We start from the raw sequence: 21,975 nt of genomic DNA on the forward strand, positions 1-21,975 counted from the left end.
CAACTTCCGTTTCTTCTGCAGGTACTTACACAGTCGTTGCTACAGGAACTAACCTTTGTGCTTCTTTACCTGCATCGGTTGCCGTTTCTTCTTTAGCACTGCCAACTGTTACTGTTAGCGCATCTGGCCCGACCAGTTTCTGTTCAACTCAGGATGTAACATTGTCTGCGTCCGCATCTGTCGGTTCAAATGTATTATGGAACACTGGTGATGCAAGTTCTCAGATCACTGTTCACGCTGCGGGTAATTATTCTGTTACAGCAACCGACGCAAATGGATGTGAAGCAACTTCTGCCAATACTACTGTAACAATCTTTGCAGATCCTCAGGTTAGTGAAACAATAAACAACATTACTTGTTTCGGCTTAGCAAATGGTACAATTACATTAGCACCTGTTTCTTCCAGTGCTTCCTATCAATACAACTGGAGTAATGGCTCATCCGGAGCTTCGATCAACAGTTTGAATGCTGGTCAATATACTGTTGAAGTTACAGACAATACAACCAGCTGTACAGCAGATTTTCAATATTCCATTACTGAACCTACAGCATTAACCTTATCAGGAATTGCAAGTAATGAAACCTGTTCCGGAAATGATGGATCCATTGCATTAACCGTTACCGGCGGAACATCTCCATACAGCTGCACCATGCCGTCTGCCAACAATAGCGTTACACATATACTAAACTTGACAGCTTCAACATATAATGTTATTGTTTTAGATGCTCACTTATGCCAGGTAACACAATCGTTCCAGGTTGTAAAATCAAATTGCACAATCGCATTAAACATCCACAACATAGTTACACCAAACAATGATGGTTTGAACGATGTTATGGTCATTGAAGGTATTGAAAACTATCCTGCTTGTTCTCTTGAGATTTTTGACAAATGGGGCGATGTTGTATACGATGCTGATCACTACAACAACAACTGGAACGGAAGAAACAAAAACGATTCCGGTCCATTACCTGCAGGTACTTACTATTATCTTTTAAAATTGAATTCAAGTGAAGTACCTAATGGAACAGGTGAATACACAGGATTCGTTATGATACAATAAGTTTACAAATCACTTTTTTCATGGACAGCTTATTTTTTAGCTGTCCATGAAAATCTTTAAACGTTCAACCAGCTTTTTTACACTAATACAATTTTACCATCTAAGCATATGAAAAATTTTGTACTCCTGCTATTTACATTCACTTTAATAGGAATCTGTAAAGGGCAAAATTATCCGCACTATACCATGTTTATGTTCAACAAGCTTTTATACAATCCGGCTTATGCAGGAAACAAAGGGCTTACAACGATCAATGTTTATGGGAGGAGACAATGGACTGGTATTGACGGTGCACCTACCGGCGGCTCTGTTACTATCGATGGTCCGATTGGCAGTTACATGAAAGCATTCAGACCGGTTGCTGCAGGATTTTCTGTAAATAGTGAAAAAGCCGGCATTGTTACCAATACAAATCTTATGGCTTATTGTTCGTACAGAATCAAACTCAATACACATACCACCTTGTCTTTCGGATTACAGGCAGGAACTACTCTTTACAGTGCGGATTACAGCAAACTGAATCCGATGGATCAAAACGATCCAACTATTAATTATTCCAGAGACGTATCAAATGTACCCCTTCCAAACTTTGGTACCGGTGTATATTTAAGCGGTAAAAATTATTATGCAGGCCTGGGTATTCCATTCTTAGTACAAAATAGATATGATAAGAACAGTTTCAATTCAAACAGTGATATCTATGGAAAACAAGTACGAACCTATTTCTTAAGCGGTGGATATATTTTTACAATCAGTCCGGTTGTTAAACTTGAACCACAGGTATTGATGCGTTACGCCGTAAATGATATGTATAAACTTCCATTTAATGCCGACTTAAACCTTTCCTGCTTTTTCTATGAACGTTTTATGATCGGTGCAACATACAGAACAGATAAATCCATAGAAGGTGTTTTGTTCATGCAGATCACAAACAATGTATGCATCGGTTATGCGTATGATTATGCACTATCCGATCTGCGAACATATAATAACGGTACGCATGAATTCACAGTTGGATTTGATTTCATAAAAGACAAGAACAAATACATGAATCCACGTTTTATAAAATTATTTTAAATCTTTTAACTATTTGATTTATGAGAGCGCAGTTGTTTTTTATTATCGCCCTATTTTTTATTGCCGTGAAATCGTTAGCACAATCAAATCATGATAAAGATCTAATGATTGCAGATTACATGTATACACACCTGGCATTTGCAGAAGCAATTAAACATTATGAAAAAGTTGTAGAACATAACGATGACCCAATGATCCTGGTAAAGCTGGGAGACTGTTATCGAATGATCGATAAATTCGATCAGGCTGTATCCTGCTATTCCATTGCTATCAAAAACGAAAATTTTCCTTCCTATGCCTATCAGAATTATGCCGATGCATTAATGACCTTAGGAAAATATAAAGAAGCCAAAGAATTATTTTTGAAATATCAGGCAGTGAATCCTGGAAACAGATCTGTATCGAACAAGATCAATAGCTGCGATTATGCAGACTCGTTATTGAAGCTTCCGCCTTCAGGTGTTTTATATTTTCAAGCATTCAATACGGATGGATATGAATTCGGACCTACATTCCGGAATACAGATCTGGTATTTACAACAGACTCTGTATACAACACTGAAAATAACAAAGAAGATAAATGGACAGGCGATTCGTTTTATCAGATCCGGTTTACAGAAACGAACAGCGAAGGAAAATCGAGTTCTGAAGTTAAAAATTTGGGAAAAAAAGTAAATGGAAAATACCACGATGGACCATGTACCTTCTGTCACGACGGAGACACGATGTTCTTTACACGAACAAATTATGGAATCAGCATGATCAACAACGGACCGAAATCCGATCCGAACAAATTGGTACACTTGCAGATTATGATCGCTTCCAAACAAAATCCGGAAACAAAAGAGTATGAGAAAATAAAATCTTTTGTACACAACAAAAGCACGTATTCTACTATACACCCTACACTGAGTCCGAATGGCAAGATTCTTATTTTTGCTTCCGACATGAAAGGTGGTGAAGGTGGTATAGATCTATATATGACAACCCTTGATACCCGTAACAAATGGAGCAAACCTGTTAATCTTGGCAAAACAATCAATACTGAAGGCGATGAAGTATTCCCTTCATTTTACAACGATTCAGTTTTATATTTTTCATCCAACGGCTGGCTGGGATTAGGCGGACTTGATATATACCGTGCCGTATGGAGTGACCAAAAAGGAATGTTTATATCAACAATGCATATGGGAGTTCCTGTAAACTCTTCGTATGACGATATGTCTTTTGTTCAGCACCGAACTTCAGAAATGGCTTACCTTGCATCAAACAGGCCGGCAGCCAAAGCAAATGATAATATATACAGTTACATAGCGCAAAATATTTTTCTTGATCTTACCATCATTGACGGGGTAACTAAAAAACCATTACAGGATTGTTACATTGAATTTGTAAGTACACCCGACAATCGTACGTTCAGTTCAAATGAAAAAGGCAAGATGTTTACGCCGCTGTATTTGCAGACAGATTATAATGTGCGGATCAATAAAGCAGGATACAAACCTGTAGAAGTTCCGCTATCTACGTTAACTGTCATTGGCAGCGACACCATTGAAAAACTCGTTAACATGGAATCTAATTTCCAGATCAGTTATACCGCCATTGTATTGGATGAAAAAACAAAACAGCCGATCGAAAATCCCTCTGTAGTATGGATGGAAAAAGAAGGCATTAAAACTGACACCGTAAAACTTGCTACAGGCGAATTGCTTCATGTTGAATTAAAACCAAACAACATTTATCACACCTATGCTGTTAAAACAAATTACTACAGCAAAGAGAAATATATTTCTACCAAAGGTATAGAAACCGCAATCGGCACAGTACGGATCGTTGATACACTCTACGCAAAAAAACTGGAAGTAGGTGAAGTATATAAAATTGAAAACATCTATTATGATTACAACAAAGCTACGATTCGAAATGATGCGAAGCCATCTCTGGATCAGCTGATCACTTTATTGAATCAATATCCGAATATGAAAATTCAATTAAACTCTCATACAGATTGCAGAGGTTCGGACTTGTATAATATGAAACTTTCGCAAAATCGTGCACGCGCTGTTGTGAATTATTTAGTAGAAAGAGGCATTTCTATTGACCGCTTAAAGTTCAGAGGGTTTGGCGAAACCATGCCGGTAAATAATTGTGATTGTTTAAAATGTACAGAACAACAATACCAGGAGAACAGACGCACAGAATTCCAGATTATTCAATTATAGATAACAATTTTACATTTCAACTAGCTATCTCAACGTGCAGCCTGAATATCAGGCTGCACGTTTTTTTTGTAGCTCATTCAGATTTATTAAATAATGGAATTTTAAGTATATTGTTCGTTAAATGGATTGAACGTTCATTCAATCAAAATCTGCTCCTATTCATATCCCCTGCTTATTATGATAGAATTTATAAGTCAGCATAGTACCGAGATCATTTTTCTGTTTGTTATAGCAGCAATTGTGTTTGTGTTACAGCTCGTGACAAATTTGCTGTATTCTTTTTTTGAAAAAAAACAGATCGAAAAATTTCCGAACGAAGAACCTGTTACTTTACATCTTGTAAAAATAATTCTCAAGACGCTTTGGTATATTTTAGGAATGAGTGCAGCCAGCTTCGTTTTTATAAGCAAAGATCTATATGCTCAGGCTGCAAAAAATTTCTGGGTACTTACGTATTTAGGATTTATATTGCTTTTAACCGTAATCGGAGCTTCAGTTGTACAAACATTATTCGCCCGGACCATTCGTCATAAAATTAAAAATGGAGAAGATCCTACAAGTCATAGATTTCTCAGGTATTTAGCCGTTTTAGGTATTTATTTTTTCGGAATTATTTTAGCTATCCTTGCTTTTCCATCTCTGAGAGGCACTGCACATACTGCTTTAGGAGGTGCAGGTGTTATTGCATTGATTGCAGGTGTAGCATCTCAGGAAGCATTGTCAAATATTGTCGGGGGTATTTTTATTATCATATTCAAACCTTTTAAAATTAACGATATTATTGAAATTTCAGGTGCTATGATCGGCACTGTTACAGACATTACATTACGTCATACCACCATCCGGAATTCTGAAAACAAAATGATCGTTGTACCCAATGCGATTATTAATAAAGAAAAGATAATCAATTATGATCTTGGCAATAGCAAATGCTGCCAGATGATCGAAATTGGAATTTCATATACCAGCAACATCGATCTAGCCAAAGAGATCATGCGTTTGGAATGTGAAGCTCATCCCAATCTGATTGAATACAGAACACTGTTGGAAATTAAGAATGAAGTTCCGAAAGTTATTGTACGGGTAATTGAATTAGCAGAATCTGCAGTTATACTAAGAGCCTGGGCCTGGTCTAAAGATTATACTTCAGGTTTTATAATGAAGTGTGATCTATATGAAAGCATCAAGAAACGTTTCGATAAAGAAAATATAGAAATCCCATTTCCTTCCAGAATGGTTGTTGTGAAAAATCCAGATTCACCTTTGACATAATTATCCGTCACATACATGTGATGGCAATGAAGCGCAGAAGTACATTAATATTAAAAAGTCCTTATTATTTATTCTTTAAATCAGGTTATTCTTCGTAACGATAAATTTTACTCCATGTCAAATCCATCTTCCTGCTTTAACCGATTTGACACTGCGATTGATCCATCGTCGCTGCCGGACTTATTCAACGACCCTTTCAACTATAAGCCGCACCCGATATGTTTACTGGCAGTAGACAAACTACAATCGTATTTAAAAACACAAACCGACTGGAGTCATAATTTTGGTTTATCAGATTCCATAGAAGATGGAACTGTTATTGGAAAAATGTTTGGTGTGTTGCTTGTGAAAAATAAAGAGAAGGAGATTGGTTATCTTGCTGCATTTTCAGGAAAGTTAGCCGGCGAAAATCATCACGATCATTTTGTTCCTCCTGTTTTTGATCTATTGATAGATGGCGGTTTTCTAAATGTAGGTATGCAGGAACTTAGCCGTATCAACGCCCTTCTAGAATCTCTTGAAGAAAATACAAGTGAACATGCAGATCAGATCGCTCAGCTTAAAACAGATCGCAAAGAACATTCGAATGCCTTGCAGCAGAAAATATTTAATCATTACTTCTTTTTAAATCAGGCAGGCGAAGAAAAAAGTTTAACTGACATATTTAAAGAAGCAACACGTAAAAATCCACCGAGCGGTGCAGGTGAATGTGCTGCACCCAAACTTTTACAATACGCTTTCCTGCATAACATGCAACCACTTGCTATGGCTGAGTTCTGGTGGGGACAATCTCCTAAATCAACGCATTGGAAGCACGGAAATTTCTATCCTTCCTGTCAGGAAAAATGTGCACCTATTTTAGCACATATGTTAAAGGGAATATTAGTTGACAGTGGTCAGTAAACAGTGGTCAGGAGCACTTCAATATGGACTAAGGATTACATGCCATTTCCACTTATTTCACTGAATCAATAAAATTCGTATTCATACATTGTTATTTTTTCAGAATGCTCTACTTGTATGGATTGCAGCAACCCTTTTTCATTATATGTCCAACGTTTTCTTCTAACCAACTTCCCCTTTCTTGAATGACTTACAGACTTAACTAATTTACCATTGTTGCCATAGTAATATTTTGTTATAATATCATGCGGAGAATCGGGGCTCACACAGCCACCGCCCCTTAATAATGCATGAATCGCATAGCTTGTATTTTCAATTACTCTCCCTTCACTGTCTTTCTTAACTCCTCGGGGTATATATTTTTCAACAAATACACTATCGAACGAACAATTGAATGTTAATGTATCGTACCATTTTTCCTCATCGTATGTAGCATATCCTTCGCTAAACACAGTCGATACTGTTCCTGAATCCGAATAATTGAAAACATATTGTTTGGTAGATGTATTATCTTTCCCTTTGAACTTATAATCCGGATCATAGATAAACTTCCTGGTATATGCCTCTCTGATCAACTTATTATTTTCATCATAGAAAAAATAAACATCAATCTCATAATGACAATAAGGAATAGTGGAATGTAATTCGTATTCCTGAATGTGAATCAATTTTCCTAAGGAATCGTATTCAAATACATACGTAAATATTTCACTCAATCCGTCATATTCATCCGACTTTGACCTATAATCTTTATAATAATACTTAACAGGATTACCTGCTTCATTGAATTCAATTATATAAAAATCACTTTTAGGTATTTCTTTTCCCAATTTCTTATTTTTTATTTCATATTCTTTTGACGACACCCTCTTTATCTTGTTACTCACAACTTCTTTTTTTGTATGCTCAATATCAAGATTTGTAAAGTAGATTTTATATGGGTTGGGATTGAAAAGTTGTCCAAATGAATTACTGAACGGCATCAATGCTAGTGCACCTGTTAGTATAAAAGCATGCAAGGTTATTAGTGATTTTATCTTCATGCGTATTAAATTAAAAATTTAAAATTGGATTGGCGTTTTTAAATATACTCATAAATCTAATATTTTTTATTTCCGACATCTATAATGCTACGCTATTAAAATAAAAAAGGTGCATCAATAAATTGCCGCACCTTTTTTAAACTAAATTTTTATTCCGAAAAACTATAATGGATCTGCTTCCAATATCTTTTGCAGATCTTTAGAGGTCTTCACCTGAGCAGTAATATCTGTCATTTTAAATATATACCAGACACCGCCTTTTTTTATTTGTTCGGCTTTCCATTTTTCTTTATCGAAGAAATAGATTTTATTTTTTGTAAAGACCAGTACCATATTATCTCCTGATGCACTACATGTAAATGATGTAGGAGTATAAAGATTGAAGGCAGCGTTTACTTTGGGATCAATCAGCGACATCTCTACAATATCAAGTAGGTCCGTATTGTCTTCCTTAACATACTTTGCTTTAATTCTGATCGGAGCTTGAATCCGGTACACCTGATCGCAATTATAGATTCCGAAATCTTTTATTTTTAGATTCATCAAAAGGTTCAGATGGTAATATGTTGAATCCACGTATGTCTGCTCAAACAGATCTTTATTTGCAAGATTTTTCTTCCGTTCATTTGCAAGTTTATTCATGTACACATTTGCATCATCTCCATAAGCTTCGATGGAATCCAATGTTGCATCAATCCGTGCCTTCAGGGTTTTGTTTGTATCCAATGAAGCGAACCATTCTTCCTGAGTCATTTTCAATTCATCTTCCGTCATGATCAGTCGCGCCATCCGGAAAATACTTTCATTGCCATAAAAGCTTACACTGTCCATCAAGTCCTTTCTTTCATTTCTCAATTGAACAAGATTCTGATATTCTTTTTCTTTGAGTTTTATTCTATTGTCGTACGTCAGCATACGCAATCGTTGCTGTTTATCATATTCTTCAAATGAAGTAAAATCAGGACTTTCCAATCGTAATTGATAGTTCAGCAATCCTTCGTCTGTCTTCAGTTCCAATACAAATCGATTTAATACTGTAGTATCTCTTGTGAGACGTAGATCGTATACAGTCTTTTTTGCGAGTGCATCAAAATCAGCATTTCCATTGTAAATGAATTGAGATCCCTTTAAAGATTGAAGTTCTGTCATGACAATATTTTTACCATTTTCAATTATCGTATATCTTCTATCTTTTACGACAATACTCAAACTGGTATCCACCTTTGGATTTTCATTCAAGGGAATAACAATAGAACCTCCTGAAAGACGTATTCTTTTAAAAAACGCCGCAAAGCCCGACTCTTTCTTTTTAAACTCTTTCTTGATCTCTTCCACCACAATACGATTCGATGAGGAGCTCGTATCTGAACCTGCAATCTGTTTGTATGTTTCATCTTCAAACAGCTTATTAAAGTCTCCTTTGGGTTTTTCCGGTACTTCCGGAATAGACGTCTTTCCTTCAATAACCGCTTCCTGATAACCCAGCGAACGCACAAAAGCATCTTTAAGATCTCCCTGGAATGTAGGTGTCTTTTGGGGCCAAGCCTCTCTAATTCGTGATACTGCATTAAACCCATCAACAACTTCTTGTCTATTATTCAATGCCTCAATAAACTCCCATTCTTGTTTTTGCTGATCCAATTGATAAAATCCAATACCGGCTTCGTTCTTCGTCATTACAAAGTCTATTGCTACAGCACTCTGATTTTTTATTCCTAAAGTATCTCCATCTTGCAGCGCATATATTTCAAACATTCCTGCCGAGTTGAAATTATACTCTTTGTATGTCATCGGGATACCCGACAAGGCAATGTCTGCCTGATTTCTGAACTCCCGATATTTTAAAACAACTTTTCCTTTTACAATACTGCCGTCCGCATGGACCAAACTATTGGCAGATACTTTGATCACTGTACCCGATCTGGGGTCTTTAATTTCTGCACCTTTCTCTGCAAAAAATGTATACACCATAAACGGCACCTCAGGAAAATCACTATTCGTTTTTTCTATTACTCCTGTGACTGCAGGAATTTGAGTTGTATCCGTATCTGCAAATTCTGTTGTATCTGATTTTGTTTCTTTAGAAGCCTCTACCCCTGTATTTGTTTTAGATACAAAAAACAAAAGTGTTGCAAGTGTAATCACAAACACCGTAATTCCAAAGATCCATTTTCCATTTGAAGAAATACCGGAACCGCTGTTGCCCTTCATATACCGAAGATGTGCGTCCTTCGCTAAAGCGCGTAAGGCCTGATCTTCGATCTTGTTTACAAGTGCCTGCTGAAGCATCACTTCTTCTTTCAACTCCGGATTCTGCGCCATCGCTTCTTCCATCTCCAACCTTTCGCTAACACTCAGTTTGCCTTCAAGGTATTGTTCGATCCATTCTGTTGTGAACTTTTCCATAACTATACCTCCCCAAGTTTATTGAATATTAACTGTTCTTCTTTTGCAAGCACTCTTGCCTTTTCAAGGCATTTGTACTTCTGATTTTTCGCAGAAGCTTCGGAACCGTAGCCCATCTTTTCTGCGATCACCAGCATACTCCATTTGTGAACATAGTATGCTTCTAAAATTTCTTTGCAACGGTCTCCGATTGTCAGCAATACCTTATCCAGAAACTGATACTTCTGTTCTTGCTCATACGCTTCTGTCACATCTGAAATGTCGGCTTCTCTTTCAAAATCATAGGAGTGCACATAGCGGTTTTCTTTCTGGAGTTTATCTTTCCACAGAAATTTACATACGCTGAAAATATACGTACTGATCTTTGCCGTAAGTTTAAAGTCGGCTTGTGCAGCCTTACGACAAAAAATAATCAATGCTTCCTGAAAGGTGTCGCGCGCATCGTCTTCAGAGCCGCCATGATTCTTAATGAATCTGGAGATGGGCGGAAACGCTTCATACAATTCATCCATCGCCGGAGAATGTTTGCTCTGTCGTAAGAGTTCTAAGATCTTTGTATCATTCATAAATCTTCTTCATTTTTAGCTTAATGGAGCCAAACGTGAAAGGTCACCCGCAATTTTATAATCTTTTTTAAATTTCACGAAAATGTCTGATATAATGCTCTGAATGGGTAGATTTCCATATATTTATATTGAAAAAAATAAAGAATCGCCACGTCATGAAAACATTTTTCTTCTTTTCCATTCTAGTATCCACATTCATTTTTACGAGTTGTAAAAAAACAACTACTGAGCCGGGACTCAATCAATTGGTTGTTGTAGATCAAAGCGGTACTACAACAACCTACGATCCGATTGTAACCGAAATATACGGCCCTTTTGACCCATCCTTTACAATTGCGTTGAAACAACCCACGACGGGTTATGGTTTCAGCATATACTTTAAAAATGGACTTGAAGCATCTCCTGTGGTTTTTCATTCAGATGGTAATCCGAATGGAACCACTATGTGGATCGGACATCCGGTAACAGGTATATGGGTAGCAACAGGAGGTACGGCAGAGATCGTCGCTAAAAATAATACTCCCATCTCAACGAGCGAACCCAAAAGCATACGAATCACTTTTAACAATGTTGAATTCACAAGACCTGTATCTTTATTTCCTGCTCCGTCTCCTGATACCATTTGGGTAAGCAGTGTTATCAATGCCTTTCATCGATAAATATTCATACTGCTTTTAGTTCGCCCATCATTTAAACGATGGGCGAAAACATTTTTCTCAATGCTTTTTTGTATATTATATAATAACCAATACTTCTTTCAGCTATGCAAACTCATGTACACACTAATGCACTGCAAAATAGTGCACGTATTCTCTTAGGTATTTTTATGGTCGGTGCGGCAATCGGGCATTTTTCTTTTGCACGTGCAGACTTTCAGGCACAGGTTCCAAATTGGGTGCCGATGAATAAAGACACGGTTGTACTCTTATCAGGAATCCCCGAAATGCTCTTAGGATTGGCGTTGATCTTCTGGACCAAACAAAAAGTGTACATCGGAATTATATTGGCGATTTTTTATGTGCTTGTATTCCCAGGAAACCTGGCGCAATACACAAATCACTATGATGCCTTTGGTTTAAATACGGATCAAAAACGATTGACACGATTGTTCTTTCAGCCTGTTCTTATACTCTGGGCGCTATGGAGTACGGGTGCGTTAAAGGCATTGATGAAGAAGTGATGATGTTAAAATAAATGCAGGCAAAGACTGCGGAATGATGCACACAGTCTGAAGATTGGCGCGAGAGAATATATTAATCTAAATCATTCGAATGCCAGTGATGCCAAAAACTGATCAGCATTCAGTAAATGTGTTTGTTTTTTCTGAGTATCCATTTTATCAAAAGTCATTACAAGCATTCCCAATCTTGGATTCTGTAAAAAGAAATCACGATGCACGTGCATGAATCGCCAAAACAAACCATCCCAAACTGACTGCCACGCTCCTTTCTTGTAGTCGCTCATTTTCATTAAATAATTACTTCCGCTAATGTAGGGTTTCGTAGCCATCAGTCCTCCATCTGCAAATTGACTCATGCCATACACATTCGGTACCATCACCCAATCGTATGCATCAATAAACAATTCCATAAACCAACGGTATACCTCATCCGGATCAAATTCGCACAGCAGCATAAAGTTACCTAATACCATTAAGCGTTCAATGTGATGACAATATCCGGTTTTCAGTACTTTTTTAATTGTGTCGTCAATAGGTTCAATGCCGGTGGTGCCGTTCCAAAACGATGGTGGAATTTTTCGCGTAAAACCCCAGTAATTTTTAGTCCGCTCTTCAGTACCTTTTAATTCATATACGGCACGGATGAATTCTCTCCAACCTATAATCTGTCTGATGAACCCTTCAAGAGAATTGAGCGGGATATTATTTTCTGAGGCATAGGTGATTGCTTCATCAATGATAAACTGAGGAGTCAGCAAACCCACATTGAGCATAGGCGTTAACACACTGTGGTTTAAAATGTGCTGATTCGAAACAATGGCATCTTCATATGCTCCGAATTCTGAAAAACGTGTGCTAAAAAAATCACGCAACCAGCTTTTGCTTTCAGAATAAGTAGAAGGGTACGAAACAGTGCTGTTCAGGCTCCCATAGTTACCGGCAAAATATGTTTCTGTGTATGTAATCGCCTCCGCATAAAAATTATTTCGTTTTACAAAATCTACTGTTGGCGCTATTTTACCTTTGGGATATTTTAATCGGTTTTCATCGTCGTACGTCCATTTACCGCCGATTGGTTTTGATTTATTTTCTACTAATATATTTCTGCTGATCCGTTGATGTTTATAAAAATCGGTTTGAAACAAACGCTTCTTTCCTGAAAAGTAGATATGAATTTCATCTGTTGTATTCAAAAAAAGTGTTGAAGCATTTTTATGAACTACTATATCGGAAGACATGCAAGCCCTTCTAATTCTTTGTTCCAGCCAGCAATCCGTTGTATCAATATATTCGAATGTATTAATATGTTGTGATTTAAGATAGGGAATCAATTTTCTTACGTCAGACAATTCATTGAATGACTCAATGTAAACCACTTCAACCTTGTTAGCTTTAAAATAGCTTTCATAAAATTTCATGCTTGCCCGGTGAAAAGCAATTTTCTGTTTGTGAAAATTATATTGTTTAAAAAACAGTTCTTCTTCAACCAGATAAATCGTTTTGCACTTTGAAACAAGTATATTTTGTTCAAACAACTGATGCGGAAAAATAATACCTATGCCCATTTTTTATTTATTGATTCTGCATTTATCGCTGCAATACTTTACCTCATCCCAAACCTTTTCCCATTTCTTTCGCCAGGTAAAAGCCCGTTGACAGGTGGAGCAAATCTTCGTCGGAAAATCTCTTTTTTTCTTTTGCTGCATTATTCAATTTTCTTCGCTGAAAGCAATCGTATATTTACGTAAGCATCTACTTTGTTAACGGCAATGCATCTGTTGTAGCGTACTGTAATCTATCTATCAAGTAGGTAGCGTAATATGCATCCAAGCCAGCACAGGCAAGTGTATTCGATTTATCCAAGGCTACAAAACCATCTGCGGATACAATTGATTTATCTATTTCAATCTGTTCGATACTACCGATGATCATAATCGTATTATTAATTGTAATATCTATTTTCTGTTGCAGTTTCATCAATACCTTTATATGGGCTTCTGCTACAAATGGAACATCAACAGCAGCATTATATACTTCTGTAAATCCGCAGGCATCAAACTCTGAAATTTCTTTACTGAATTTAGCTGAGGTCTTGTGCGCTTTTGAAAAATCAGTTGCTGAAACATAATTTATGGTGTAATAACCTGTCTCCAGAATATTATTCAGTGTGTCCCGCTTCACCACATCCGGCCTGCATATAAAACCCCATAGCGGCGGATTGGCACCTATATGAATCAAAGAATTGAAAATGGCAAGATTGCTGAAACCGTCTTTCGATTTGGTACCGATTAAAAATGCCTGCTTAATACCAGCCAGGGAATTTATGAAGGTAGCACGATATCGGTTTTCATATGCACTTAGTGTCTCTTTATCAATAATCATATTTTTTATATGTTAGTATGAGTTCTTTTTCTACTTTCTTCCAATATGCAAAAAAGGCAGGATGATACCCTGTTATTTTATCTGCAATAAGTTGAATCACCATTTAGCGCTTGCTGATCTTATTGATGGAAATACTTCTCTGACGGCTACACCTAAATCGGTCGATCTCCGGATTTCTTTTCTGCGCGTGCTTTTGACTCACTCCACTATGCACGCGTGCTCTCCATAAAATGAAGCTGCTGCGTTTCAATTCTCTTCGCATTAATACAATAATATCTGCTTCCGAAAGTCCGAACTGCGCTTCGATAGCCTCAAACGGAGTTCTGTCTTCCCAGGCCATTTCAATAATTCGGTTCACATCGTACTCTTCTGTCAATGGTAGATTCTGCTGATACATATTCTCAAGGGAAAGTGTATTTATTATAAAGACACTATTCCTGTTAAAACAACTGAGATGAAAGTTTGTTCGGAAGTTTTTCCTTTAGAAGTAAAAAAAATACTTCTTTAAACTATGTAATCAATCTACTGCAGAAGAAAAAAGATTGGTATGGATAGGGTGAATTATTTATTCAATTTTAAATCCGGCCTTCATTACAAAAACAGAGCTATCCTTTGCCATACCAGACGCTCCTAATAACGCATCAAACTTTATTATATCTCCGGTGCCAACAATCACATTTTGTACAATCAACGTATTGTATGCTATACTTTGAATTTTGAAATCATACATAGATGCAGGTAAAACACAATGATATTTCCCATGAATATCTGCCTGGCTTCCATACACCTTTCCGGTATTTTTTTCAATGAAACAAACAACCGCGCCTATTAAGGTATCAACCGTTACAGTATTTGCAGTACTATCTATTCCGAAAACTTCACCGGATATAGATGCAAGTGTTGTATCTGCAATAGCGACACGTTCCAACCGTAAAACTTCACTTTCAATTTTAGGCCTTGAAGCAAGGTAACTCATTCCACGTACATAAGTAGTTTTTCGCACACAGTTAGAAAGTGTGATTGATAAAACAAACGTAGATAGGAATATTATTCTTTTCATGTTATACGAATCACAATTACCTTTTTATAATATCCGTTTGAATCGAGTCTTGATGAAAACTTGTTGCAAACGTTACTATAAGTTCTTTATCTGATTGTTCAATATGCATTTTTTCATACTGAATAGGACCATTTCTGCTACCAAAAACACCAAGATCTTTTTCAAAGAACAACAGTTTGCGCTCTTTCACCTGATACCGGCAACATTCAGCCATAGGCCCTTGATAAGGAGTATACATTATGATGCCATCCTGTTCGTATTCTTTTGTATCCGGAATAAGTGGAAATAGTAGAATCAGAATCAATAAACCAATTATTCCACGCGTTACAAATGCAACAATCAATAAGAATGTTACGAGAGGATATATTAAAAAATAGAAACGATCATTTTCAGATGATTTTAGATAAAAAAAGAAAAGGATCGCTCCACTGATTACCGTTATCATTTCAACTATAAATTCTACATTTCCAGTGAGGCTATATATTGTAATAAATTTGAATACGGCGTTTACAATCGCAATTGTCAATGCAATAACGTGTGTGCGTAGAAGTGTTTGCTGAATTGTTGTTTTCATACTTACCCTTAGCTTAAAAAATTAATCCTCGATTGCTTCAATGCCCTGCTGCTTCAGACGTTCAAGATTATCTTTCATCGTCTTAAGTTGCTCTTCGGAATGTCCCTGCCATTCTTTAACTTCACCTGTTACCCGAAGCGCTTCCTTGGTACGGTATGATTTTGTTGGATTGCCGGGAAATTTTTTATCCGTCAAATTGGGATCATCTTCAATCAGACCGGTTGGCTCTACGATATAAATTCTTCCACGTCCTTCTCCTACTGCTAGCTCAGCACCCCAGGTAGCAGCATCCATCGTTGCAGTAAGATAAACATATACTGCCTTTTTATTCTGCCCGTAGTTTGAATTGAAACCAGCCGCAATTAAGTCTCCTTCTTTCAGATCGGCTTTTGTACCGTGATAGAATGTTTGAGTCAGGTCTATTGAATTGTTTTTTGTATCCATAGATAGCATTTAATCGTTCTTGTAAATATAATCAATTCTTCACCGAGGCCTGTAGGCTGTAATCCAAATTTTCCAATCAATCCAACAAATCCAAATTCAGACAAAAAAAGCCGCACTAAATAGCGCGGCTCTTTTTTATTGATTTTTATTATCAATTAGTTTGTTCGATTGAGAACAACACGTTTTATAACAGTTGCATTTTCATTTTGAATACGTAATGTATACAAGCCATTCGCTGCTACCGTTCCGTTTGCACACAAGCCATTCCAGTTCGCAGTAGCTAAAGGCTGATCAATCACCTGAACGATTTCTCCTGCTGCGTTGAAGATCTCAATTTTAGAATATGTAGTGTTTTTATCTAAATCAATCGTTAAACGATCATTGAACGGATTTGGATAAACAGACACTGCAGCATTTGCAGCAGCATTCGTTGTTGCTGTAGTAGTGTGCTCGACAATACCAATCGTGCCATCAATGGCAATTGCACTGGATGGCTGCAGGTTAAAAACTGCTTTGAATACAAATGGCTCTCCAATCTCTGCTGCATTAGGTGTATATGTACCTCTCCATTGTGTCCATTGAACGTTTGTTCCTGTTGATGCTACAGGTGTGTACGTCCAAGTCATAGTACCTGCAGACCCACCGATATACAATGTTGTAAAATCACTAAATGGAACTCCAAAAGCTCCTCCGTATGTTGCAATATAAAATGATACATCATAGATCTTATTTTCGATTGTACCACCCAAGTTTTTTTCTATTCCTAAACCATTAAAAACTGTTCCGCCACTTATGTTTCCATTAGCTGATGCAAGTACTTCCGTGCCAGCATGAGCCGTAAAGCCCAAACCAGTACCATCCGTCCAGTTGCCGTCGGATAATCCGCCAGCGTACGTATTTGTTCCCGTTGCTTTATCAAAGTCTCCTGAAAATGCCTGTATTGCTTCAATACCAATCGTACCGTCGAGTACAATTGCTCTACCTGCAGCTAGATTAAAAGTAGCTTTGAATACAAATGGCTGTCCGACATCACCTACACTTGGTGTGTATGTACCAGACCATTTTACCCAGGTACTTCCTGTTGGAGTTGGTGTTAAAGTCCATGTGGTTGTACCTCCTGATCCTCCGATATACAATGTTGTAAAATCCGTAATCAATACACCTGTACCACTACCATACGTAGCGATATAAAATGACACATTATAGGTTTTATTTTCGATTGTACCACCCAATGTTTTTTCTATACCCAAACCAGGAAAAGATCCGCTTGAATTCCCATTTGCAGATGCAAACACGTCTGATCCTGCATTCGCTGTAAGACCCACAACAGTTGGATTAACCCAGTTATTATCGTTCAATCCGCCCGCGTAAGTATTTGCTCCGTTTACTTTATCAAAATCAGTGTAAGGTGTTTGAGCTTGTGTGAATGCGCTAAAAGTAAGAAGGCACGCGATGCTAAGTAAATGTTTTTTCATGCTAAATATGGTTTGTATAAATATGATGAATGCGTTAACATCCTAAAAGTAAATATATAGAATATGTAAGATTGAAACAACCGGATATAATATGTTGAATATATTAAAGTGCCCCAGACTTTCATCATGATCTGTGCGCCATCATAGACTACAACCTAAGGTAAGTATTACATGCAATAGACCGAAAATTAACATTCACTTTATATATCTCAGTAATTACTCCAGCGGAGTAACATATCTGTAGAAATAAACCCAACATCAACTATTTACGCACGGAGCTCCGTATAGGAGCGCCTTGTAATGATTTCACTATGTCGTCCCGATGGGACTCGTGCATGTTTCGATTCGGGTTATTTTTTTTCTACAGATATTTTATCCCTAATGGGATTAAGAAAAGAGAACATCCCTTAAGTTGGTACATCTGGTATGCGACAAACCATAATAAGATCCGAAGCAATTTTATTTACCACTAAAAAAATCCAGCATGGTAGACAATGCTATTTCACTGTGCATTTTTTCTCCATTATCAAGTGATTCCTGCGCTATTGCTGAAGCTCTACTACGCATGTTTGTTTCATAAACAGCTATTGCATTGTGTATAGATTTGTGCGCATCGTTTGTTAAACATTCGCTTAATTCCAATGCATCCAGCATGGCCATATTCACACCTTCGCCTGCAAATGGCGGCATTACATGTGCTGCATCACCAAGCATGGTTACGTTGGGCAAGGCAGTCCAGGTCTGATCCAACGGCATACAATAAATAGGTCGTGGGATAAACGGAGTTTCCGCTTGTTCAAATAATTCATACCAAATAGTATTCCATTCTGAATAGTACTTTTTAAACCATTCCAATACCTGCACTTTATCAGAAAAGTTTAAGCCACTTGTTGCAGCCCAGTTATCATCTGTCTTAAAGCTTGTATAAAATCCGATTTCTCCATTGGCCTTTTGTCCCATCAGGATATTTTTTACATTTCCGAAAGCCATTATTTTTCCGCCACGAAGAATAGCAGAAATGTTTGGTATCGTTTTCCAAGCGTCATATACATTTCCTTCCAGCATGGTGATGCCTGAATAGAAGGGTTTAATATCTGTTATGTACGGTCGGATTTTTGAGTTTGCGCCATCGGCTGCTATAACAACATCTGCGTATACACTTGCTCTGTTTTTGAAATGCAATAACCAGCCTTCGCCTTGCTTCTCCATAGAAAGAAAATGACTATCCCATACAATGGTTTCGGCTTGCAAAGATTCGATCAATATCTTTCTCAATACGCCCCGATCTATTTCAGGACGAAAATGTTCGTCGCCAAAATTTTGAATTTGAGGATTTTCGTGATCATCTAAAAATATTTCCGCACGTTCATTTACAATGACTGTTTTGTCTGCGCCATCCATAAAATTATTTTTGAACACATCCAATAAGCCTGCTTTGCGTAAGGCTGCAAGGCCTGATTCTTCGTGCAGATCAAGTGGTGAACCTTGCACACGGGCATCTTTATTTGGATCCCGTTCATATACTTTTACATCCACGCCTTTCAGCTGTAAAAGTTTTGCCAGTGTTAATCCACCCGGACCACCACCAACGATCGCGATTTGTTTATTCTGTAACAACATAACTTTGAATTTATAGCTCAAAATTACTCTTTATCATATACCAGAAATTGTAAAAATCGGTCGTTTTTATTCTTAAACAATTCTTTGGGTGAAACGCCGGAAAGCTTTTTTATCTCTTTGATGAAATGGGATTGATCGGTAAAATTGAGCTGCGGGAAGAGCGTCCCATCTTTTATATGTGCCAAAGCAGCCTGAAAACGAAGAATGCTGCAATAGACTTTTAATGAAAGTCCGAATTGCTGATTGAAATACCGGTTGATCTGTCGCGGACTCCAGTTTATTTTTTCGGAAAGTTCTTTTACTGTTATTTCGCCATTGGTCGAAAAAATCAATTCGAATAAACTGCGTTTGCGCTCATCAATTTTTTTGGGTAAAAGTGAATGAATTTTCCTGGTGATGTTTTCGCAAAACGCATCAAAATCATCCATATCCTTTACACCAAAGTCCCAGAAATTATCGGGTAAATTTTTACCGGTATTTAATATCTCTGCAATGGAACAGTTAAAAATATATTCTATTGCAAGCGGATTAAAACTCACACCGAAAAATTCTATCACATCTACATTTGCACATTTCGGTTTGGTTTCCAATCCCAATAACGCAATGCGAAGCTGATGATCTGTGGTTCTTGAAAAGATCAGGTCAATTTTTCCATTTGGAATAATAACAGCTTCGTTGATGACAGACAGATTTTTCAAAGATGAAAAACAATACACAAAATCTGCAAGCGGCTTGTTGGGTTTAATGAATTTATATTGCAGGGTTTGGTTCATTGTTGTTCGTTTATTAATTTTATTCTAACGAAAAATATCGCAGCTATTCGTGATTTATAATCGAAGCTGTTCGTGATTTGTAATCGCGAACCCAGATAATTGAGATTTATAATCTCTTTTTTATATTTCCACTTTAAATACATCGGATTACAAATCCTTTTTATCTGGCTTCCGAATTGCAAATTCAATGTCGTTTAGTTAAGCTATAATTAGACATGAACAGTTCTCCTTTCTTACCCGTGATTATCTTTCTTTTTGATTCTTCCGTTCTTTTGCCTTGATGCAAAAGAACCAAAAAATCAAGGCTGATTTCAAATAAGCTAAAATTTTGGTTTATTCCGCGAACGCTACAAAACCGTCCTAAAAAAGGACTAGTTGTAGCGTTCAAAAAGCTCCATGAACCAAAATTTCTTAACGCAATTTGAAATGAGGCCGTCGGACATTACTAAATCACAACAATAATTTAAGTAGAAACTATTCTTTAACGTTAACTAAACGACATTGAATTACCAATTCGGAAGAGCTCCTATCCACCGCGGCGGATTATCTGCCATTTACAATACTTCCTGTTATTACACTATTGCTTTTCCAAAGCCAACCGTTTCTCTATATAGCTGCGGAGAAATATCGGAATGGTTTTTAAAAAACCGGCTAAAGTAATGTTCGTCCTCATAGCCCAATTCATACGCAATTTCTTTTACTGCTTTATTCGTCAAATACAATTCTCTTTTAGCCTCAATTATAATTCTTTCTGAAATTAAATCGGTAAGGGTTTTATTGAAATGCATCTTGGTGATTTTAGCCAAGGCTTTGACAGAAATATGTAACAGGTCTGCATAATCGCTAGCCGAGTGCTTGCTTTTGAAATGTATCTCAATATAATTTTTCAAATTTTGCAGGATGAACGGTTCTTCACCTTCATTGCGCGAGCCAGACATTTCCGTTTGCTGTTTCGATTTTAATCGAGATGCCGTAATTAAAAATATCTTTAAATAAGAAACCAGCAACTCGTATTGAGCCAAAGCAGGGTTTTGCATTTCAACTTTTATTTGTTCCAATAACATTTCAAAGTTATTACTCGTCTGTTCATCAATTGAAGCAAAAGGCGGATTGTAAATATTATTAAATAGTACACCGCTACAAGCTACTTCCTGATGATGCTTATGTATACAAAAAAAATCCGGATGAAAATTCAAAACGATACCTTCTATCGGTTCAGTAGTTTGAAACATAAAAGGCTGATAGGGCGAAAACGCAAATAAGGTATTTTGTGTAAAATTATATTCTGAAAAATCAGCGCGTACCATGCCGTTCCCCTTCTGTATCCATATCAATGAGTAATAATTCAATCGCTGAATATGATCAAAGTAGCTATTATCCGTAAATGAAAAAACTTTAAACGCTAAGTTTCCTGTTTGGGGATTGATTAATGTGTACGTATCTGAAAGCATTTCTAAATCGTTCGTGTTAAATAAATTTCCTATTCATTTGATCAATCGCCAAATCATTGATGCTGGCATATCTTTTTTGCATCAAACCATTTTCATCAAACTCCCAATTTTCATTTCCGTAAGCACGCCACCATTGTCCATGTACATCTTTATATTCGTATTCAAAACGAACGGCAATTCTGTTTTCACGAAAACCCCAAAGCTCCTTCTTAAGTTTATAATTTAACTCTTTTTGCCATTTAAGTTTTAAAAATGCCACAACTTCTTCGCGTCCATTGATAAAATCAGTTCTGTTGCGCCATTCTGTATCTATGCTATATGCTTTAGAGATCCTTTCCGGATCTTGACTGTTCCAGGCATCTTCTGCCAACTGTACTTTTTGCAAAGCCGTTTCCATATTGAAAGGTGGCAGTGGCAATCGTTGTTCAATCTGTTTCATTTTATGTATTGTTTAAAATGAGTG

The 21,975-nt window shown here is 37.0% G+C and carries 22 protein-coding genes; 7 read left to right on the forward strand and 15 right to left on the reverse strand.

The features are described from left to right. The 5 genes from A3EE_RS0106655 to A3EE_RS0106675 all read left to right on the forward strand — a co-directional run. The coding region (locus A3EE_RS0106655) for a T9SS C-terminal target domain-containing protein (protein ID WP_018342662.1) at positions 1-1,064 on the forward strand (1,064 nt) is incomplete at its 5' end. 108 nt (positions 1,065-1,172) lie between these two features. Then, complete coding sequence (locus tag A3EE_RS0106660) at positions 1,173-2,141, forward strand: PorP/SprF family type IX secretion system membrane protein (RefSeq protein ID WP_018342663.1); 969 nt, start codon at positions 1,173-1,175, stop codon at positions 2,139-2,141. A 65-nt stretch (positions 2,142-2,206) separates the two neighbouring features. After that, the gene (locus A3EE_RS0106665; protein ID WP_245553812.1) at positions 2,207-4,363 is read left to right on the forward strand and encodes an OmpA family protein; all 2,157 of its coding nucleotides are present in this window, start codon (positions 2,207-2,209) and stop codon (positions 4,361-4,363) included. 177 nt (positions 4,364-4,540) lie between these two features. Continuing rightward, positions 4,541-5,635, forward strand: coding sequence for a mechanosensitive ion channel family protein (locus tag A3EE_RS0106670; RefSeq protein WP_033417669.1), 1,095 nt, complete (start codon positions 4,541-4,543; stop codon positions 5,633-5,635). A 114-nt stretch (positions 5,636-5,749) separates the two neighbouring features. After that, positions 5,750-6,538: a hypothetical protein gene (locus A3EE_RS0106675; protein ID WP_018342666.1), complete on the forward strand. Its 789-nt coding sequence runs from the start codon at positions 5,750-5,752 to the stop codon at positions 6,536-6,538. A 65-nt stretch (positions 6,539-6,603) separates the two neighbouring features. Here A3EE_RS0106675 and A3EE_RS0106680 read toward each other — a convergent pair whose 3' ends face one another. The 3 genes from A3EE_RS0106680 to A3EE_RS0106690 all read right to left on the reverse strand — a co-directional run bounded on the left by A3EE_RS0106680 (position 6,604) and on the right by A3EE_RS0106690 (position 10,553). Further along, positions 6,604-7,581 (reverse strand): hypothetical protein, encoded by a 978-nt coding sequence (locus A3EE_RS0106680; protein ID WP_018342667.1) that lies wholly within the window; start codon positions 7,579-7,581, stop codon positions 6,604-6,606. Between the two features lie 162 nt (positions 7,582-7,743). After that, positions 7,744-9,987: an anti-sigma factor family protein gene (locus tag A3EE_RS0106685; RefSeq protein ID WP_018342668.1), complete on the reverse strand. Its 2,244-nt coding sequence runs from the start codon at positions 9,985-9,987 to the stop codon at positions 7,744-7,746. Positions 9,988-9,989: 2 nt separating this feature from the next. Beyond that, positions 9,990-10,553 carry an RNA polymerase sigma factor gene (locus A3EE_RS0106690; RefSeq protein ID WP_018342669.1) on the reverse strand — a complete coding sequence of 188 codons (564 nt, stop codon included), beginning with the start codon at positions 10,551-10,553 and terminating at the stop codon, positions 9,990-9,992. A 155-nt stretch (positions 10,554-10,708) separates the two neighbouring features. On the opposite strand from A3EE_RS0106690, the gene A3EE_RS0106695 reads away from it, so the two are divergent. Together A3EE_RS0106695 and A3EE_RS0106700 are read left to right on the forward strand one after the other, a co-directional pair. Continuing rightward, a complete protein-coding gene (locus A3EE_RS0106695) occupies positions 10,709-11,212 on the forward strand; it encodes a hypothetical protein (protein WP_018342670.1) in 504 nt (167 codons plus the stop codon). Between the two features lie 104 nt (positions 11,213-11,316). Then, the gene (locus A3EE_RS0106700) at positions 11,317-11,733 is read left to right on the forward strand and encodes a DoxX family protein (RefSeq protein ID WP_018342671.1); all 417 of its coding nucleotides are present in this window, start codon (positions 11,317-11,319) and stop codon (positions 11,731-11,733) included. Between the two features lie 83 nt (positions 11,734-11,816). Here A3EE_RS0106700 and A3EE_RS0106705 read toward each other — a convergent pair whose 3' ends face one another. The 12 genes from A3EE_RS0106705 to A3EE_RS0106770 form a co-directional block, all read right to left on the reverse strand. Continuing rightward, positions 11,817-13,298, reverse strand: a complete 1,482-nt coding sequence (locus A3EE_RS0106705; protein ID WP_018342672.1) for a cryptochrome/photolyase family protein — start codon at positions 13,296-13,298, stop codon at positions 11,817-11,819. Between the two features lie 3 nt (positions 13,299-13,301). Further along, entirely contained in the window at positions 13,302-13,439 is a 138-nt protein-coding gene (locus A3EE_RS21620; protein ID WP_083921246.1) for a DUF2256 domain-containing protein, read from the reverse strand. 46 nt (positions 13,440-13,485) lie between these two features. Beyond that, complete coding sequence (locus tag A3EE_RS0106715) at positions 13,486-14,115, reverse strand: flavin reductase family protein (RefSeq protein WP_018342674.1); 630 nt, start codon at positions 14,113-14,115, stop codon at positions 13,486-13,488. A gap of 103 nt (positions 14,116-14,218) precedes the next feature. Further along, a complete protein-coding gene (locus tag A3EE_RS0106725; RefSeq protein ID WP_018342676.1) occupies positions 14,219-14,512 on the reverse strand; it encodes a TIGR03643 family protein in 294 nt (97 codons plus the stop codon). A 168-nt stretch (positions 14,513-14,680) separates the two neighbouring features. After that, positions 14,681-15,175 carry a hypothetical protein gene (locus tag A3EE_RS0106730; RefSeq protein WP_157446924.1) on the reverse strand — a complete coding sequence of 165 codons (495 nt, stop codon included), beginning with the start codon at positions 15,173-15,175 and terminating at the stop codon, positions 14,681-14,683. A gap of 16 nt (positions 15,176-15,191) precedes the next feature. Beyond that, complete coding sequence (locus tag A3EE_RS0106735; protein ID WP_018342678.1) at positions 15,192-15,749, reverse strand: hypothetical protein; 558 nt, start codon at positions 15,747-15,749, stop codon at positions 15,192-15,194. Between the two features lie 21 nt (positions 15,750-15,770). Then, complete coding sequence (arr, locus tag A3EE_RS0106740; RefSeq protein WP_157446925.1) at positions 15,771-16,202, reverse strand: NAD(+)--rifampin ADP-ribosyltransferase; 432 nt, start codon at positions 16,200-16,202, stop codon at positions 15,771-15,773. Positions 16,203-16,348: 146 nt separating this feature from the next. Beyond that, a complete protein-coding gene (locus A3EE_RS0106750) occupies positions 16,349-17,668 on the reverse strand; it encodes a T9SS type A sorting domain-containing protein (RefSeq protein ID WP_018342681.1) in 1,320 nt (439 codons plus the stop codon). A 459-nt stretch (positions 17,669-18,127) separates the two neighbouring features. Beyond that, on the reverse strand, positions 18,128-19,288 hold the full coding sequence (locus A3EE_RS0106755) for an FAD-dependent oxidoreductase (RefSeq protein WP_018342682.1): 1,161 nt from the start codon (positions 19,286-19,288) through the stop codon (positions 18,128-18,130). 23 nt (positions 19,289-19,311) lie between these two features. Then, positions 19,312-20,061, reverse strand: a complete 750-nt coding sequence (locus A3EE_RS0106760; RefSeq protein WP_018342683.1) for a helix-turn-helix domain-containing protein — start codon at positions 20,059-20,061, stop codon at positions 19,312-19,314. A gap of 572 nt (positions 20,062-20,633) precedes the next feature. Next, positions 20,634-21,512, reverse strand: coding sequence for a helix-turn-helix domain-containing protein (locus A3EE_RS0106765; protein ID WP_018342685.1), 879 nt, complete (start codon positions 21,510-21,512; stop codon positions 20,634-20,636). 16 nt (positions 21,513-21,528) lie between these two features. Further along, a complete protein-coding gene (locus A3EE_RS0106770) occupies positions 21,529-21,951 on the reverse strand; it encodes a nuclear transport factor 2 family protein (protein WP_018342686.1) in 423 nt (140 codons plus the stop codon). Positions 21,952-21,975: the final 24 nt, after the last annotated feature.

The sequence above is a fragment of the Cytophaga aurantiaca DSM 3654 genome (assembly GCF_000379725.1).
In the GTDB taxonomy this organism is placed as follows: Bacteria; Bacteroidota; Bacteroidia; order Cytophagales; family Cytophagaceae; genus Cytophaga; species Cytophaga aurantiaca.